This window comes from Lentzea sp. NPDC051208 (assembly GCF_040682435.1).
Classification (GTDB): Bacteria; Actinomycetota; Actinomycetes; order Mycobacteriales; family Pseudonocardiaceae; genus Lentzea; species Lentzea kristufekii.
This window is the reverse complement of the sequence record NZ_JBFBAW010000001.1, coordinates 417,418-434,224: the sequence shown is the minus strand read 5'-3', so window position 1 is coordinate 434,224 and position 16,807 is coordinate 417,418. Positions and strand designations below refer to the sequence as shown.

At 69.5% G+C, this 16,807-nt stretch carries 14 protein-coding genes; 6 read left to right on the top strand and 8 right to left on the bottom strand.

Annotated features, from left to right (window positions below):
• Nucleotides 1-92 precede the first annotated feature (92 nt).
• On the bottom strand, nt 93-1,256 hold the full coding sequence (locus AB0M48_RS01770; RefSeq protein WP_363835312.1) for a protein kinase: 1,164 nt from the start codon (nt 1,254-1,256) through the stop codon (nt 93-95).
• A 326-nt stretch (nt 1,257-1,582) separates the two neighbouring features.
• Between AB0M48_RS01770 and AB0M48_RS01765 the strand changes: the two genes are divergently transcribed.
• The 4 genes from AB0M48_RS01765 (at nt 1,583) to AB0M48_RS01750 (ending at nt 5,648) form a co-directional block, all read left to right on the top strand.
• A complete protein-coding gene (locus tag AB0M48_RS01765; RefSeq protein ID WP_363835309.1) occupies nt 1,583-3,853 on the top strand; it encodes a tetratricopeptide repeat protein in 2,271 nt (756 codons plus the stop codon).
• A 212-nt stretch (nt 3,854-4,065) separates the two neighbouring features.
• Nucleotides 4,066-4,662, top strand: coding sequence for a hypothetical protein (locus tag AB0M48_RS01760; protein WP_363835307.1), 597 nt, complete (start codon nt 4,066-4,068; stop codon nt 4,660-4,662).
• Nucleotides 4,663-5,025: 363 nt separating this feature from the next.
• Complete coding sequence (locus tag AB0M48_RS01755) at nt 5,026-5,388, top strand: hypothetical protein (protein WP_363835305.1); 363 nt, start codon at nt 5,026-5,028, stop codon at nt 5,386-5,388.
• Between the two features lie 2 nt (nt 5,389-5,390).
• The gene (locus AB0M48_RS01750; RefSeq protein ID WP_363835303.1) at nt 5,391-5,648 is read left to right on the top strand and encodes a hypothetical protein; all 258 of its coding nucleotides are present in this window, start codon (nt 5,391-5,393) and stop codon (nt 5,646-5,648) included.
• Between the two features lie 53 nt (nt 5,649-5,701).
• Here AB0M48_RS01750 and AB0M48_RS01745 read toward each other — a convergent pair whose 3' ends face one another.
• Entirely contained in the window at nt 5,702-6,817 is a 1,116-nt protein-coding gene (locus AB0M48_RS01745; RefSeq protein ID WP_363835301.1) for a DUF6461 domain-containing protein, read from the bottom strand.
• 93 nt (nt 6,818-6,910) lie between these two features.
• On the opposite strand from AB0M48_RS01745, the gene AB0M48_RS01740 reads away from it, so the two are divergent.
• Nucleotides 6,911-7,264 (top strand): hypothetical protein, encoded by a 354-nt coding sequence (locus AB0M48_RS01740; RefSeq protein WP_363835299.1) that lies wholly within the window; start codon nt 6,911-6,913, stop codon nt 7,262-7,264.
• A 237-nt stretch (nt 7,265-7,501) separates the two neighbouring features.
• Here AB0M48_RS01740 and AB0M48_RS01735 read toward each other — a convergent pair whose 3' ends face one another.
• Nucleotides 7,502-8,518, bottom strand: a complete 1,017-nt coding sequence (locus AB0M48_RS01735; protein WP_363835887.1) for a LacI family DNA-binding transcriptional regulator — start codon at nt 8,516-8,518, stop codon at nt 7,502-7,504.
• A gap of 319 nt (nt 8,519-8,837) precedes the next feature.
• Between AB0M48_RS01735 and AB0M48_RS01730 the strand changes: the two genes are divergently transcribed.
• Nucleotides 8,838-9,170, top strand: coding sequence for a hypothetical protein (locus tag AB0M48_RS01730; RefSeq protein ID WP_363835297.1), 333 nt, complete (start codon nt 8,838-8,840; stop codon nt 9,168-9,170).
• Between the two features lie 410 nt (nt 9,171-9,580).
• Here the strand turns inward: AB0M48_RS01730 and menC are convergent, their stop codons facing one another.
• Genes menC through AB0M48_RS01705 form a run of 5 tightly spaced genes read right to left on the bottom strand, consistent with a single transcriptional unit; the run spans nt 9,581 to nt 16,803 of the window.
• Entirely contained in the window at nt 9,581-10,684 is a 1,104-nt protein-coding gene (gene menC / locus AB0M48_RS01725) for an o-succinylbenzoate synthase (protein WP_363835295.1), read from the bottom strand.
• Entirely contained in the window at nt 10,681-11,481 is an 801-nt protein-coding gene (locus AB0M48_RS01720; protein WP_363835293.1) for a GNAT family N-acetyltransferase, read from the bottom strand. The genes menC and AB0M48_RS01720 overlap by 4 nt, the downstream gene beginning before the upstream one ends.
• A complete protein-coding gene (locus AB0M48_RS01715) occupies nt 11,478-12,542 on the bottom strand; it encodes a M20 family metallopeptidase (protein ID WP_363835291.1) in 1,065 nt (354 codons plus the stop codon). The genes AB0M48_RS01720 and AB0M48_RS01715 overlap by 4 nt, the downstream gene beginning before the upstream one ends.
• Nucleotides 12,542-15,775 carry an LpqB family beta-propeller domain-containing protein gene (locus tag AB0M48_RS01710; RefSeq protein ID WP_363835289.1) on the bottom strand — a complete coding sequence of 1,078 codons (3,234 nt, stop codon included), beginning with the start codon at nt 15,773-15,775 and terminating at the stop codon, nt 12,542-12,544. Before AB0M48_RS01710 ends, AB0M48_RS01715 begins: the two co-directional genes overlap by 1 nt.
• Nucleotides 15,772-16,803, bottom strand: a complete 1,032-nt coding sequence (locus AB0M48_RS01705) for a membrane dipeptidase (protein WP_363835287.1) — start codon at nt 16,801-16,803, stop codon at nt 15,772-15,774. The genes AB0M48_RS01710 and AB0M48_RS01705 overlap by 4 nt, the downstream gene beginning before the upstream one ends.
• Nucleotides 16,804-16,807: the final 4 nt, after the last annotated feature.

Here is a 16,807-nt window from a genome sequence, read left to right as displayed (position 1 = left end):
ACAGCGAGACCGTCCTCGGTTTCGTCAAGCGGTTCGTCTGACGACGTCCCAGTACTTGGTGGGCTGGCCGAAGTGCTGCGTCATGTGATGAGTCAGCCCTTGCCCTGGTCGTCTCTGCCCTTGTTCTTGTTCTTGCCCGGCTCCTGGGCCTTGTCGCCGCCACCCTTCCCCTTGCCTTTGTTCTCGCTGTCCGTGTCACGGCCTGGGGGCTCGGCTTGGGCGGGTACCACTGCGGGGGCGACGGGGGACTGGCCGGCCGAGACCGCCGGCGGGATCGCCGTGCTGCTGACGGGTGGCTGGGCACTCGTGCTGGCCGGGGGCGCGGATTCGGCGGGTGGAGATTGGTTCACCAGCGCTGCGGCGATGCCGGCGGCGATGAGCACCACGAGCACTGCCGACGCGGCCAGCAACCGGACTGGTGGACGCGGGCGAACAGCCGGTCCGGTCACAGTCGGAACCTCGTCGGGATGACGCAAGGCATGCGCGCATCGCGCGGCCGTCGGGCGGCGGTGCGGCGAGGGTGACGTCATCGAGGTGAGCAGGCGCCTGAGGTCCTCAGTCACCACGTCGGGCACGGCCGGCTGACGGTGCAGGCGGGCGACGGCGGCCTCGATGTCACTGCCCTGGTACTCCCGTTGCCCGGTCAAGCACTCGAGCAGGACCAAACCCAAGGCGTAGATGTCGACCGCGTGATCGATGTCTTCGCCGCGCACCTGTTCGGGGGCGAGATAGGCGGCGGTGCCGACCAGCTGATCCGCTCTGGTGAGCCGGGTTGAACCGGTCAGCCTGGCCAGGCCGAAGTCTGCCAGGTGTGGTCTGCCGTGGTGGTCGAGCAGAACGTTCGACGGCTTGATGTCACGATGCACGACCCCTCTGGCGTGCACGTACGCCAACGCGTCGGCGAGTTCCGCGCCCAAGCGGCGGACGTCCGCCACTGGTAGCGGACCGTCCGCGATCCGGTCACGCAGGGTTCGTCCCTCGACGAGCTGCAGAACGACGAATGGCGAGTCATCAGCCGTTGCCGCATCGTGCACCTGCACCAGTCCTGGATGGGACAAGGACGCCAGCGTGCGGATCTCGTTCTCGAAACGCCTGTCGTCCGCGGTGTCCGATCCGGACCGGAACAGCTTGACCGCGACGTCGCGCCGCAGACGCGTGTCCCAGGCGCGGTACACGTCCGCCATGCCTCCGGCGCCCAGCAACTCGCCCACCTCGTAGCGCCCGGCGAGCAGTCGGTCCTGTGCGGAGACGGACATGGCGGCCTTCCCTCGACGGTCACAGTCGCCTTCTGGATGCCCGTCCGTGGTGGATGTGAATCGCTTGTTCACGAAGCGGAGCACGCGAGCTGACCGCGTCAGGGGCTGCTTGGGCAGCCCAGAGGTCGATGTGAACGGACCGCGTGCGGCTCGGGTCTACGGCGTGCACCCGGGCGGATTCCACGGCACCGACGTGCGCCAAGTGGCTGGGCCGAGAAAGGTCCCTGTTCAGGCTGTCCAGCGCGGCCACGTGAGAAGGCGTTCCGCAGACCTGATCTTGGTCAGTTGCGCTAGCTTTCTCGGGGCGCACCGGAGGGGGACCGGGGATGGGCACGACGTTCGGCGAACTTCTGCGTGATCATCGCGTCGCGCTCGACCTCACCCAGCAGGCGCTCGCGGAGAAGGCCCGGCTCAGTGAGCAGGCGATCGGCGCGCTGGAACGCGGTGAGCGGCGCTACCCGCACGCCGTCACGGTGGACCGGCTGACGAGTGCGCTCGGACTGGCCGGACCGGACAGGGACGCGTTCGTGCGAGCCGCGGCGCGGAAGGGCAAGCCCCGGCGGCAGGGCGTCACCGTGCCGCGGCAGCTCCCTGCGACCAGCACGCACTTCACCGGCCGCGCCGAACAGGCCGAGTTCGTCGCGGAGGTCGTGTGCGACCCGGCGGCGGCCGCGGTCGTGTCGATCACCGGCATGGGTGGAGTGGGGAAGACGGCGCTGGCGGTGCACGTCGGCCATCTGCTCGCCGCCGAGTTCCCCGACGGACAGCTCTACCTCGATCTCCAGGGGCACGGGGACCGGGAGCCGGTGCCGCCGCGGGAAGCGCTTGGGGTGTTCCTGCGCGCGCTCGGGGTGGCCGGCAGGGACGTTCCCGGCACGGTCGGCGAGGCCGCGGCCAGGTTGCGGACCGAGCTCGCCGGTCGCCGGGTGCTGCTGGTGCTGGACAACGCCGCGAACTCGGAGCAGGTCGCACCGCTGCTGCCGGGGACGGCGGGGTCTGCCGCGATCATCACCAGCCGCCGGACTCTGCTCGCCGCGCGCCAGGTCCGGCAGGTGCACCTCGAGGTGCTGGGAGAGCCTGACGCGATCGCTTTGCTCGCGGCGACGGCGGGAACGGCGCGAGTGGAAGCGGAGCCGGAAGCGGCCGCGGCCGTGGTGCGCCGCTGCGGCCGGCTCCCGCTCGCCGTTCAGCTCGCCGGCGCACGCCTCGCGGCCAGACCGGTCTGGCCGGTGTCCTACTTGGCGGAACGTCTGGCCGGCACGGCTCGGCGGCTGCAGGAGCTGGACCAGGACGAGGCCGGTGTGCGGGCCTGCTTCGGCCTGTCGATCGATGTGCTGGCGGATGGCGAGGACGCGGCAGACCGGGCGGCTGCTGCGGCCTACCCGTTGCTGGCCTGGCCGGATCTGCCGGACCTGTCCGTCACGGTCGCGGCTCGGGTGCTGAACCTCGACGAGGAGAACACCGGGCTGTTGCTCGAGAGGTTGACCTCGGCCTGCCTGCTGGAGGCTCCGGCGCCTGGGCGGTACCGGTTGCACGACCTGCTGCGGGTGTACGGGGCTGGTCTGGCGACCTCCTCCGTGCAAGCCGGAGTGTCGACGCGCCTGCTGGAGCTGTACGGAGCTGTCGCCCGTCTCGGACAGGCCGAGGTCGATCCCACCTCGCCACGACTGGACTCGACCCCGCACACCGGCGTGGCACCGAAGTCCGTGGACCCCGCTGCCGCCTTCGAGTGGCTGGAAGGCGAGCGCGCACACGTCGTCGCCGCGGTGACACAGGCGGCGGCGCATCCGGAGGTCGACCGCGACCTGATCGCCGGGCTGGCCGTGGGGATCTTCTCGTTCTACCGGACGCGCGGACTGTGGCGGGACTGGCGCCGGGTGTGCGATGCGGCTCTGCTCGAGCTGGGTGACCGGCTGGCCCGCGCCCGTCTGCTCCTGGACCGAGCCTTGGCGGAAGCCGAACTCGCGCAACGCGGCGATGGTGACTTCGGCGTCGCAAAGCAGTACGTCCGGGACAGCATCGCGCTGTTCGAGGAGCACGGCGACGACGACGTCACCGCGAGAGCCCTGAACAACGCCTGCTACGTGTTCCGTCTCAGTGGTGCTGTGGAGGAAGCCATCGCATTCGGCGAGCGGGGCCACGCCCTGTACTCGCCGCAGGGCGGTCAATGCACGGCACACGGCATCACCCTGGTCAACCTCGCCGAGTTGTACGGGCAGGCCGGCGATCGGACCACCCAGCACCGCTACCTCGTCGAGGCGATGGCCGTGCTGGAGCCCTTGGACGACGCCCACGGCATCGCTTACGCCCTCGTCGTGCTCGGCTTGGCCCACAGAGCGGACGGGCGTATCCCGGAAGCGATCGCGACACTGCGCCGCAGCGCCGCGCAGTGGCGCCGCATCGCCGACGCACCCGGTGAGGCGAACACGCTGGTGGACCTGGGCGAAACCCTCCTGACCGCCGAACGGCCCGGTGAGGCGCGCAAGGCGCTGACCGACGCGCTCGCGCTCATGAAGCGGTACGGCGACCCGGTGAAGGAAGAAACGGTCACGGAGTTGCTGCGCCGGTCCGAATCGACCTGTGTAGGCGAAATGTAGAGGTTGGCGCGGGCACGACGAGAACGGTCCGCTACACCGCGGCCGCCAACAGCGCGCACGTCGAGTGCGGCGGCAAGCCGCAGTGGGCAGGCCTGATCCGCCGGACCTCGCCCGCAGCCGCACCGGCATCGGGTCCCGCCCTGCCGACGACCAGCACCATCGCGTTCAACTACCTGCTCACGCCCGCCGTTGTGGTCGACACCTCGGGACCGGTGACCCGCACCACCACGACCGGCTTCCTGGCCGACGGGCGCGTCTCCTGGACCGAGACCAAGACCAACGGCCTGGCGGGCTCAACGTCGAACACGAAAAAGGAGAACGAGTACGACCCCGCCAGCGGCACCCTCACGAAGGTCACCGCCCGCAACCCGGACGGCTCGGTCGCGGGCACGGCGATCACGGCCTACGACGCGTGGGGCCGCAAGACGTCCTACCAGCCTTCCGGCGAGGCGCCGCCGAAAACGTTCTACGACGTGTCGGGTGCGGTCGCCTCCGTCACCGACGCGAACGGGTCGACGAAGTACACCGACGCGGCAGGCAAGACTGATGCTGTCCGTCAGGTCATGGCGCCCCAGTGCTGGGCAGTTGGCTCGCGGGCGAGCCCCGCTTCCTGGTCAACGACGCGAATCACACCGTGGCCACAGGCCCGGCATCACCCAGACCCTCACAGGCCTCAACATCCTGCCCGCCTCTGTGAGATGGCAGCGGTAACATCGAAAACGAGATTGATCATTTTCCAAGAACTGCTGGGCCGTTCGAGTGACAGCACGCGACGCGCCGTCGGTGATCAGATCGTGGGTCTGCTTTGACCGCGCCCTGTTCCCACGCCCACCGTCACCGCCGCTGGCCCGCACGACTCGGCAGCGCACACTGTGCGGACGCCGCCGCGACGTTGCTCGGCTGCTCGGCTAGCGTGCGGGCATGATCACCCCGGCCAGGTATAGCGACGGCGCCATCCACGCTCCGGGCGAGGTCGCCTTCCCTGTGGCAGCTGCGCCGAGGGAACAGGCGGTCGCGCCGGACCTGACGAGCGCGGTCTACACGACGGACAACGAACTGGTGTGCGTGGACCGTGCCGGCGTGGTGCGGTGGCGGCACGCGTTCGGCGCGTTCCAGGAGAAGGTGCGCGGTGTCCTGGCGGGATGCGCTTTCTCGCTCGACGGCAAGGTTGTATGGCTGTTCCGGCCGGACGCGATGGGCACTGGAACGACAGCAAGGACACCTGGCACGTGCTGGACGCGGCCACCGGGGCGGTGCTCGCCAGCGCCGACCTGGGCACCGTCGGCCACGGCGGGCACCAGCACGTCCACCCCAACGGCACCGACGTGCTGGTCGACGTGGGCGAGGGGCAGGACGGGTCGTTCCTGTTCCGTGGCAGGCTCAGCGACACCGCGCTCGACGTAGTCCCGTACCCGTGGGAGGACCGCGTGCTGGTAGCGCTCGCGGCGGACGGCCACCACTTCATGACCGTCCACCACGACAGGGTGACGTCGCGTTCCACACTTACCCGGATGGCGAAGTGGTCATCCAGATAAGTGTGGCGGACCTCGGGTACGACGAGAACGCGTGGCTGGAGTGGGCGGGTGGCTACCTGGACGCCGATACCGCATTCGTGGTGGCCGGTGGTGAAGGCAATGACGAGGAGTGGTTCCGCCATCACGTGGTCGACGTGCGCACGGGCGCGCACCTCGGCACCTTCGACGCGCGCACCGAGGACGCGTACGGCGTGATTCCGGCCGACGGGGGTGCGTGGCTGACTTTCAACGACGGTGTGTTCCGCCACCACGTTCGCTGACGCCGCTCGTCAAACCGCGCCAGAGCAGCGCCCACCTGTTGCGCGGCGTGGCTTCAGGACAGCCGCGCACGTACAGCAGCCCGGAGTGCAGGCCATCGGGCCCGATCGGCCTGACAGGCGTTGTACATCGCCGATGCGAGCGCAACGGACGGATCTCGCTCCTGCAGCGCGAGGCCGGCCGCGATCGCGTGTGCGCAAGCCTCGGCCGCGCGTTCCTCCAGCGGCACGGTGTTCCGGCGGGCGACAGCCGCGTGGAGCTGTGCGATGCGGTCCATCGCAGGGTCGAGTGGCCGGCTTCGTTCCCACCGCAGCTCCAGCACCCGCCGGTACGCCTGCGGCAACGACGCGCCATCGGTCTCGAGACCCTCGCACACCTGGGAAACCACCATCTCCGTGGCCGATCGAACATCATTCGCGTCGGCAACCGCCAGCGCCGCGAGCACCTCCGGCGCGTTGACGTCGAGCCAGCCCACGGCATCGGACTGGTGGAACCGCCAGAGGTCCCCAACAGCCGACGCGGGGTGCCTGCCGGTCGCCCACTCCGCCGTGAGCCGTACACCGGAAACCCGTTCCACGAACGCGAGCGCCTCCGCGGTCGCGCGGTAGGGGTCGGCGAACTCCAACCCGTCCAGATGCGGCACTAGCGCGGCCGGCCGCTCACGGCCGATGACGAAGTCGAACGCGGCGAGCATCTGTCCGTCGCGCGCAAGGCTGATCATGCTGTGCCGGTTGACGTTCCAGAACGCCGACGCGACCACCGTGCCCGCCGACATCCTTTGCAGCACCGAAGTTTTCGCTCCGTGCCAGCCGTTGTTCTCCGCCAGGAGAACCCAGCCGTCCACCTCGTCCGCGATGACGGTCGGAAGTTCATCCGGGTACACGGCGATTGCTCGCTGTCCCAACTCGGCCAGGTCAGCAACAGCCCAACCGGGATAGCCGTCGAAACGCTCAAGTGCCTCGTCAACGGTCAGGCCCTGCACCGCCGTGAGACAGAACGCGTCCGATGGCAGCACATCCGCGGACAGCAGCCCGAAGTAGTGATCGACAACGGATTTCACGTCTCGGAAGGGTAGACACCAACGCGCGCGGACGGGCCCGGCTGACTTCAACTGATCAGACCACAAGCGAGCATTACCTGAGGAAGTGACACGACCACTGAGACTGATCACGGTGCCATCGCCGTGAGACACGAGTAGATCCGCAGGTCAAACAAGATCGACATGTCACGCGAGGCGAGACCCTACAAAGGTTCAGGGACCGACATGGACGCAGACCGGTTCAAGGACTCGACGCCGCTGCCGGACGACCTTGCCGTCTACGACGGAAAGGTGAGCGAGCTCAGGGTGGACGGGCGACCGTGTGGTTACGTCCACGTCCGGGTCGACTCGATGTACGAGGTCACCAGGGTCCTCTTCCAGCGGAGGACCCCGGCTCAGGACCGGATCTTCCTCGACGTGGTGCTGCTGCGGCCGGATGGTTCCCTGCTCGAGTGGATCCCGGACGGGCCGTTGGACGAGCGTGAGGCACGCGAGCAGCTCGGCACCGAGTCGATGGTGATTCGGGGGTGCCGCACCAAGTCACGTTGCTCGAGGGCAGACAGGTGGACGAGGTGCTGACCGAGCACTTCGACTGAGCGATCCTCCAGGGCGTTGCTCGAACGCCTGCTCGCACGCTGGTTCTGCCCGGCCGGTCTTCGGTGGCCGGCGACGGAGGCGCGAGCGCCGACCGGTCAGGGCGGGATGACGAGATCGTGGCGAGTGGTGGGCCGGCTGCCGCGCGGATGCCGGTCGGTCCGGTGTGGAACCGGTCCTCGACAGCAGAACGCGTCTCACATCGCTTGGAACGTCACGAGATCACGCGCTGAGCCGGCGCACCAGTGAGGTGGGCAGCAGGACAGACGAAGGCAGCTGTGTTTCGCCGGCGATTTCGGCGATCAGCCGCCAGGCCATGGTGCTCCCGAACTGTTCGATGTCCTGGCGCACCGTGGTGAGCGGAGGGCTGGCGTCGGCGGCCATCGCGGAGTCGTCAAAACCGATGATCGCGACGTCGTCGGGGATCCTCTTTCCTTTGGCGTGCAGGACGTCCAGGGCGCCCAGCGCCATGATGTCGGCGGCGACGAAGACAGCGTCCAGGTCCGGCGCTCTGTTCAGCAGCGCGTTCATCGCACGGGCACCGCCCTCGGAAGTGAAGTCGCTGTGCACCACCAGATCCGTCGGAATGCGGTGCTCGCTGACGCCGCGCAACCATCCACTCAGCCGCTCCATGCCGACCGCTGTGTTCCTCGGGCCGGCGATGGTCGCAATTCTGTTGCGGCTCAGTGACACGAGATGACGCGCCGCTTCCAGTGCTCCGGTGAAGTTGTCGGCATCGACGAACGGGATGTCGCCACCCGCGAGCGGCCTGCCGCCCATGACGAGAGGAAGGCCGCTTTCGCGCAGCATCCGGGGCAGCGGGTCGTCACAGTGCAGGCACATCACGAGCACACCGTCGACATGTCCGCCGGTCAGATAGTTCGCGAGGTCCTGGTTGGCGGTGTGTTGGCTGGTCATCAGAAGCACGTGGATTCCCCGTCCGGCAAGTTCCGCGTGCACACCGCGAAGCACACTTGCGACGAACGGGTCGGTGAGCACATGGCTGCCCTGGTCCTGCACCACCAGTGCGATCGCGTTCGCCTTGCTGCCCGCGAGTGTCCGAGCCGCGTGGCTGGGGCTGTAGCCCAGGCGTTCGATCGCCCGCCGTACGGCGTCGCGGGACCGTTGGCTGACATGCGGCTCGTCGTTGATCACACGGGAGACGGTGGACTTTGAGACACCGGCCGCGTGCGCGACCTCGTCGATGCGCGGACGAGAGCGCCGGACTTGTGCACCCATGGTCATGACACCGCGACTCAGGCCTTCGGCCCAACGGCGGTGGCGCACGAGAGAAACTCCGATGGTCGCGGTGGACGAGTTCTGGCAGCGCTGCCGAGCACGAGTCTGGCGCGGCGCTCAGAGACACGTCAACGAGCCCTGACTGTTCCGCAACCAAAGACACGGGTGATCACCAAGAAGGTTCCGGGACGGATCAGTCCGAGTGAGTGCGGCTCTGGGGGCGGCCGCGAGTCGTGGCGCAGCAGGTGCGAGAGTTCAGTCCACGATGGAGGGTCTTGGCCGTAGGCCGGCGACGAACTCGCCGGCCTCCGCTGACCTGGTGGGAGTTTTGTTCGTGAACGAGATCCGCCGCAGCAAGCTGATCAACTACTTCGCCGCCGTGATGCTCGTGGCCGTGGCGGCGATCGTGCCCGCATCGGAGATCGTGCGAATCCCGGCATGGCTGCCTGCCTGGGTGGTCGTCATCGTGGTGGCGCTGCCACTGCTGGAACTGATCTGGCGCTCCGGCCTGCGCCCCCGTCTGATGTGGAACGACGGCGGACTGACCGTGGTGCGGTGGTTCACGATGTCGGCTTATCGCTGGCACGCGATCGCGCTGTACCTGCTTGCCGTGCCCGCCGCGGTGCTCGGTCAGCTGCTCGTGGGCTGGTAGACCGGTTGCGCCGCACGGGATGCGTGGGACGGCGATCGCGATGACGAACAGGAACGCGGCGAGCGCGGTGAGGGTGCGCACGACGTGGAAGATCGTCCACCGATCGAGGTGCATCGCGTAGCCGGCCGGTGGTGTGCTGACGGCCCACGCCTTGGTCCGGCCGTTGATCGCGCGGTCGAACCGTCACTGTTCGCTGATCATCATCGGGACGAAGTCGCGGTTCCCGGGCACGGGTCAGAGCGGGTCTGGATGTCGTCGGGTTGTTGCAGGGCTACCTCGACCTTCGTCGGTCAGCTTGCGGCAGCGCGAGCTCATACCTGCGAACCTCAGCATGCCAGTACGTCCCTCAACGAATTTGAGTGGAGCCGCACTGACCTGCGGAATCATATTTCCGCAGGTCAGTGCGGCTTTTATGCCACAGGAATCCACTCCGTCTTCACCGTGACCGCGTCCAGGGCGTCCGGCAACGGCGTCACACCCAGGCCCGGACCGGTCGGCACGGTCAGGTGCCCGTCGTCCAGCACGAACGGCTCGGTGATGTCCATCTGGTAGTAGCGGTCCGACGCCGAGGTGTCGCCGGGCAGCGTGCAGCCGGGCAACGCCGCCAGCGCCACGTTCGCGGCACGGCCGATGCCGGTCTCCAGCATTCCGCCGCACCACACCGCGATCCCGTGCGCCGCGCAGACGTCGTGGATGCGGCGGGCCTCCAGGTAGCCGCCGACCCGGCCGGGCTTGATGTTGACGATCTGGCAGGCGCCGAGCTTGATCGCGTCGGCCGCCGACGACGCCGAGGTGATCGACTCGTCGAGGCAGATCGGCGTCTGCACGACCTTGGCGAGTTCGGCGTGCGCGAGCAGTTCCTCCTCGTCCAGCGGCTGTTCGATCAGCAGGAGGTCGAACGGGTCGAGCTTCGCGAGGTGCCGGGCGTCGCCGAGCGTGTAGGCGGTGTTGGCGTCGACCTGCAGCAGCACGTCGTCACCGAAACGCTCGCGGACGGCCCGCACGGGGTCGAGGTCCCAGCCCGGTTCGATCTTCAGCTTGATCCGCACGTACCCCTCGTCGACGTACCCGCCGACCGCGTCCAGGAGTTCCGGGATCGAGTTCATGATCCCGACCGACACCCCGCACGGCACGCGATCGCGGACAGCGCCCAGCTCACGGCCGAACGACACCCCGCGCGCACGCAGTTCGGCGTCCAGGACGGCCATTTCCAGCGCGGCCTTGGCCATCCGGTGCCCGCGGAACCTCGCAACGCGAGGGGCCACCGAGATGCCGTCGATCGGCCCCGTCAGCGCCGGGATCAGGAACCGCCGCAACACGTCCGCGCAGCCCTCCATGTACTCGGTCGAGTACACCGGGTCGGCCATCGCGACGCACTCGCCCCAGCCCTCGCCCTCGTCCGTGACAGCGCGCAGCAGCAGCAACTGCCGCACGGTCTGTGTGCCGAACGAGGTGCGGAACGGCGACTTCAGCGGCATCTCGATCCAGCGGATCTCCACCCCGTCCAACTTCACGAACTGCTCCTTTCCACTACGTACCAACCGGACCTGTCGAACCCGATGACGCGGGCGCCGCTCGCGAGCAGCCCGCCGAGCACCTCCCGCACGGCATGACGCCACTCGGTGGCCGCGGCCGGGTTCGTGACCCGCAGCGCCTCGATGTCCGGGGGCACGGCTACCAGCACGGTGGAGCCCGTGCACGTGCCTCGCACGGGCATCGAGCTGTCCGAGATGCCCAGGGCGACCCCACCCGTGGCGCTGACGACCCTCGGCTGACCGGCACAGGCGGCGACGACCTCCGGGGCCTCGACCCGCCAGCTGACCAGCAGCCTGTCGCTCTCGCCGCCGGCGTTGATGTCGTCGTGCATCAGGCCGTAGAAGTCCGGCAGGTACTCGGTCGCGTCCGCGCCGAGCTTGCCCAGGTTGAAGTAGGCGTTGCGGCGCACCAGCGGGTCGAACGTCCAGGTGACCTCGCGCAGCCCCCGTTCCAGCGCCCACGTCCGCTGGTGGAGCTTCAACGCATAGCCGACGTTGCGGCCCCGCGCGCCCGCCGCCACCCCGGCGATGTGGCTGTGCAGGGCGCCCGCGTCCGGCGGCGAGCAGAAACCGATGCACGCGCCGATCAGGTCGTCGCCGTCGAACGCGCCCGCGACGTAGCTGCCCGCCTTGGTCATCGCCCGCAGCAGCTCGGCGGTGACCGGGGGAGTGTTGCCGTTCGACCGCCAGATCGACTCGTACAGCCGTTGCGTGGCAACGAGTTCGGTGAACTCGGTGAGCTGGCGGACGACGACGTTCTGTGCCACCAACGTCATGTCAGCTCCCTCACCAGGGCCGCGAGCAGCCGGGTGCGCGGGACCAGTTCCGACACCAGCACGTGCTCGTGCTCGGCATGTGCCCCGCCGCCGACGGCGCCGAGCCCGTCGAGCGTCGGGATGCCCAGGCCCGCCGTGAAGTTGCCGTCGGACGCGCCACCGACCGCCGCCTGCGTGATCCCCGGAAGAAGTTTCGCAGCCAGCTCGAACAACGCCGAGGACGCGGAGAGCTCCATCGGTGGGCGGTTCGGGCCGCCGTCGACCTCGACCTTCGCGCCGTCGAGCACGGGCTGCAGTGCCTTCATGTCCTCGTCGACCCGGAGCTGCTCGGCGAGGTTCCGCACGCGCACGTCCACCATGAACTTCCCCTGCGCGGGAACGGTGTTCGTCGTCGTGCCGGAGGACAGCACGGTCGGCACCACGGTCGTGCCGGCAGCGGCGTCGGCCAACCGGGAGACCGCCAGGATCTGGTGCGCCGCTTCGATCGTGGCGTTCACGCCGCGTTCGGGTTCGAGCCCGGCGTGCGAGGCGCGGCCGTGCAGCGTCACCTCGTACATCGACGTGCCCTTGCGTTCGGTCTTGAGCGCGCCGCCGTCCGCCGACCCCTCGCAGACGAGGACCGCCGCGTGCTCCACCGCCTCGGTCTCGATCAGGCCGCGCGACGACGGCGAGCCGATCTCCTCGTCTCCGGTCACGAGAACCGTGACGCCGTCGGGAGAACCCAGCGACGCGACCGCGTGGAAGATCATCGCCACGCCGGTCTTCATGTCGAAGCAGCCGGGCCCGTGCAGGACGCCGTCCTGCACGCTGAACGGAATCCGTTCCAGCGTCCCGATCGGCCACACCGTGTCGTGGTGGCCGAGCAGCAACACCTTGCGCGGCCCCGAACCCAGCCGCCACCGCAGGTGGGTGCGGCCGTCGAGCACGATCCGTTCCGGCTCCGAGCCGAGCAGTGCGGCACCCACCTCGGCGGTGACCTCCGCACTGCGGGCCACCGCCGCCAGGTCGGTGGACGGCGACTCGCAGGACACGAGCCGCCCGATGTCGTTCAGCAGGTTCATCAGGACACCTTCGGGGTGGCGCGGACACCCATGTGCACGTACTGCTCCCCGGTGGGCAGCGAGTAGAACACCAGGGAGGACCAGCTCTGGGAGTCCGGCCACAGGTAGAGGAAACGACCGTCGCCGGCCGGGACGAGGTCGACCACGGGCGGCTTGGGGAACATGTCGGCCATCGGACCGGTGGGCGTCACGTCCAGCTGCAGCCCGCTCTCACCCTCGACGATGTCGAGGATCATGGAGGCCCGCTCGTACCTGCCCAGGTAGAGCGCGTTGTCCACGGCCGGCGGCTCGGCGGCCGGCACCCGCGGCATCGGCATGTCGAGGTCCGCGAGTTCGGCGAAGATCTCCTTGTACAGCTCCAGGTACACCTCGCGGGCGGTGTCGCCGTTGGTCAGCAACGTGACCGCGAGGTCGTGCCCGGGAAGGATGCGCAGGAACGCGGACTGCCCGATGGTGTTGCCGTCGTGGCCGACCAGCCGCTGCCCGTCCCAGCCGAACCGGATCCAGCCGATGCCCCACGAGTCGCCCAGCGCCTCAGGGTCGGGCACGTCGGTCTGCTTCTCGGTCATCGCGGCCGCCGACGCCTCCGACAGCACCCGTGTGCCGTCCTGCGCCACACCGCCGTTCAGGTGCATCGCCGCGAACTTGAGGACGTCCCCGGTGCTGCCGAAGATCGTCCCGGCCGGGCCGACCGAGCGCGGCAGCATCCACACCGGCGCCGGTTCGAGCTTCTCGTCCTTGGTGACGTGGCCGACGGCGGCGCGGTGCAGCAGCGCCTCCTCCGGCAGCGTGCCGGTGCGGGTGAGCCCGAGCGGGGCGAAGAGCTTCTCCCGCATCGCGACGTCCCACGTCTTGCCGGTGAGCTTCTCGATCACGCGCCCGGCGAGGACGAAACCGGCGTTGCTGTAGGAGAACGTCGCGCCGAGCGGGTGGTTCTGGGCGGCGTCGGCGAGCAGCTCGGTGTAGCGCTCCAGGCAGTCGTCGCCGCGGCCGGTGTCGGTGAAGTTGTCGCCGTCGATGCCGCTGGTGTGCGTGAGGAGGTGCCGCATGGTCACCTTCTGCTCGACCACCGGGTCGGAGAGCTTCAGTTCGGGCAGCACGTCGACGATCGGCGCGTCGAGGTCGAGCAGGCCCTCGTCGACGAGCCGCATCACGACGGTCGTCGTGAACACCTTGCCCATCGAGCCGATCTGGAAGATCGTGTCGTCGGTGACCTCGACCCCGGTCGAGAGGTTCAGCACGCCGTGGTGCGCGAGGACCGTCTCGCCCTTGTAGAGGATTCCGAGTGCGGCGCCGGGCAGGTCGTGCTTCTTCGCGAGTGCGGAAAGCCTGCGCTGCCAATGCTTCTGGTCTAGCGTCTTGCGACCCTCCGCGTGCTCGCGCACCCAGTCGACGACGCGGCGGTTGAAGTCCTCGCGGTGCGACGGCTTGCCGCTCAGGATGAACAGGTGCGACTCGTCCGGGTAGAGCACCAGCTTCGCGGGCACGCCGTTCTGGCGCAGTGCCGTGAACCACTGCTCGGCCTGGCCGACGGGGCACCTCTCGTCGCGCGCGCCCTGGTAGATCAGGGTGGGCGTGCGGACGTCGGCGACGTGGGTCAGCGGGGAGAGTTCGGCGAGGTGCTCGCCCGCGCCGCCCAGCTCCAGCTCGGTCATGTAGTGACCGCCGTCGGACGTGCCCGCCATGCTGGTCAGGTCGCTGACAACACCGCCCGCGACGGCGGCGGCGAACCTGCTGTCGCGGCTGGTCAGGTAGCAGGTCATGTAGCCGCCGTAGCTGTACCCGGTGACGGCGAGCCTGGCCGGATCGGCGAGCCCCTCGGCCACCAGCTGGTCGATCGGCTCGAGGAAGTCCTTGGCGTCGGCCTTGCCCCACGCGCCCAGCGCGGCCGTGTAGAACGCCTCGCCGTAGCCGTCACTGGCGCGCGGGTTGAGGAGCAGCACCGCCCAGCCCTGCTGTGCCAGGACCTGGTGGTAGAGGTGGACCGGGTCGGCCGTGCCGTTCCACGCGTTGTGCGGGCCGCCGTGGATGTCGAGCAGCAGTGGCGCGGGACCGGTGCCCGCGGGGTCGCGGACCAGCCAGCCGTGCACGACGGTGCCGTCCGAGATCGTGAACTCGCGTTCCTCGCGGACGAGGACGCCGACGGTGTTGTGTCCGGTGTGGACGGTGACCTCGCCCGTGGTCAGGTCGACGGTGGCGACCTCGCCGTAGGAGGTCGGGCTGCTCAGGACGACGGCCGCGGTGTCTCCTGCGACGGAAAGCCCTGTCACGACTCGGGAGTCGCCGCCCAGGACGAGCCGCGGCTCGCCTCCGCCGAGGTCCACGGAGTAGAGCTGGGTGCAGCCCCGGTCGCGGGCGCAGAACACCACCGAGTCCCCGTGCAGGGCCGGCAGGCCGCCGGGGTAGCCCGCCATGCCGGGCATGACGTTGCGGTCCAGCGGCGCCGACAGGTCGCGCACCTCGCCGTCCGCCGAGAGGTGCAGCAGGCTGAGGTGTCCGGAGGTCGCGGTGATCCGTCCGACGACGAGCATGCCGTCCGGCGCCCACGTGATCGTCCCGGCCTGTCCCTCCGCGAGCCCGGCCAGTTCCGGCTCGGACCCTCCGTCCACGTCGGCCAGGTGCACCGCGGCCCGGAACGTCAGGTCGGCGTCGTCCTCGCGCCCGGCGGTGAACGCGAGCTTCGTGCCGTCCGGTGACCACGCGAGCGAGCCGGCGTGCCAGTCGCCGTCGGTGATCTGCCGGACCTCACGGGTGCCGAGGTCGAGCACGTGCGGATGGGAGCGGAGGCTGCGCAGGTAGCCGGGCCCGTCGGCCTTGTAGTCGAGGCGGCCGGCCACGATCGGTGCCTTGGCGTCCGCGATGTCGACGGGTGCGGTGAACGCGAGCTTGGTGCCGTCCTCGCTCCAGACGGGCGCGCCCGCGCCGTGCGGCAGGTCCGTCACCTGCTCCGGCTCGCCTCCGCCGGCGGGCAGCAGCCAGACCTGCGCGGGACCGTCCCCGGCGCGCAGGAACGCGATCCGCGTGCCGTCCGGGGACCAGGCCGGAGCGTTGTCCGACCTGCCCCTGGTCAGCTGCCGGGCCTCGCCACCGGGGGACACCCGCCACAGCGCCCGTTCGTCGCGGTCGTTCTCGCGGTCGGTGGTGCGCAGGACGTACACGACCTCGGACCCGTCGGGCGAGATGGCGGGCTGTTCCGGCAGCGCGTGGCCGTACAGGTCCTCGATGGTGGTCACGATGCGGATCCCCTCAGTTCGGAACGGAACAGGTCGAGCACGTTCAGGCCGAGGACGCGGACGACGTCCTCTTCCGGCCAGCCCCTCTTCTGCAGTGCCTCCGTCACCAGCGGCAGTCCCGCCGGACCCTCCAACCCTGGCAGGAACCGGTCGGTCGGGACGCCCTCGATCAACTGCGCCTCGCAGCACGGCGGTGTGACGTCCTCGAGGACCTCCTTGACGAAGTCCGGGCCGAGGCCGACGTGGCGCACGCCCATGACGCCCGCGATGTGCTCGATGTGGTCGACCAGGCGGTCGATCGTGAAGTCGGACTCGTGCAGGAACGGCGCGAAGAAGTTCACGCACACCACGCCGCCGTTGTCCGCGATGCCCCTCAGCTGCTCGTCGGTGAGGTTGCGGTGGTGATCGCGCAACGCCCGTGCCGACGAGTGCGTCGCCATCACCGGACGGGACGAGAGCTCCAGCACGTGGTCGACGCCCGCCACGCCCAGGTGGCTGACGTCGAAGATCATGCCGAGGCGTTCCATCTCGGCGTGCGCGGCGACGCCGGCCCTGGTCAGCCTGCTGCCGGTGGCGTCCTCGCCGCTGCCGTCGGCGAGCGCGGTGCGGCCGAAGTGGGCGAGGGACGCGATGCGCACGCCCAGCCGGTACAGGGTCTGGAGGAGCTCCACGTCCTCGCCGACGCCCGGTGCGCTCTCCAGCGCGAGCACGAGCGCGATCTGGCCGCCGGCCAGCGCCTGGTCGATGTCGGTGCCGTCGAGGCAGAGCCTGGTCTCCGGGCTCGCCTCGGCGATGCGGTGCGCCGCCTCGACCATCCGCAGCGTCTGCCTGAGCGCGCCTTCCGGCCGGAACAGGTCGTCGACGAACACCGGCAGCACCTGCAGGTTCACCCCGCCCTGCTGGAGCTGCGGCAGCCACCGGTCGCGGAAGTGCGGCACCCACCGCTCGACCGGGCGGTGGACGATGGCGTCCAGCAGGTCGTTGTGGGCGTCCGCGACGACGCTGCGCCCGTGCAGATCGTCGATCATGAAG

Bases quoted from the DNA above. Each gene is read 5' to 3' on its own strand.
- AB0M48_RS01770 (WP_363835312.1), bottom strand. From the start codon at position 1,256: ATGTCCGTCTCCGCACAGGACCGACTGCTCGCCGGGCGCTACGAGGTG.
- AB0M48_RS01765 (WP_363835309.1), top strand. From the start codon at position 1,583: ATGGGCACGACGTTCGGCGAACTTCTGCGTGATCATCGCGTCGCGCTC.
- AB0M48_RS01755 (WP_363835305.1), top strand. From the start codon at position 5,026: ATGGCTGTTCCGGCCGGACGCGATGGGCACTGGAACGACAGCAAGGAC.
- AB0M48_RS01740 (WP_363835299.1), top strand. From the start codon at position 6,911: ATGGACGCAGACCGGTTCAAGGACTCGACGCCGCTGCCGGACGACCTT.
- AB0M48_RS01735 (WP_363835887.1), bottom strand. From the start codon at position 8,518: ATGGGTGCACAAGTCCGGCGCTCTCGTCCGCGCATCGACGAGGTCGCG.
- AB0M48_RS01720 (WP_363835293.1), bottom strand. From the start codon at position 11,481: ATGACGTTGGTGGCACAGAACGTCGTCGTCCGCCAGCTCACCGAGTTC.
- AB0M48_RS01715 (WP_363835291.1), bottom strand. From the start codon at position 12,542: ATGAACCTGCTGAACGACATCGGGCGGCTCGTGTCCTGCGAGTCGCCG.
- AB0M48_RS01705 (WP_363835287.1), bottom strand. From the start codon at position 16,803: ATGATCGACGATCTGCACGGGCGCAGCGTCGTCGCGGACGCCCACAAC.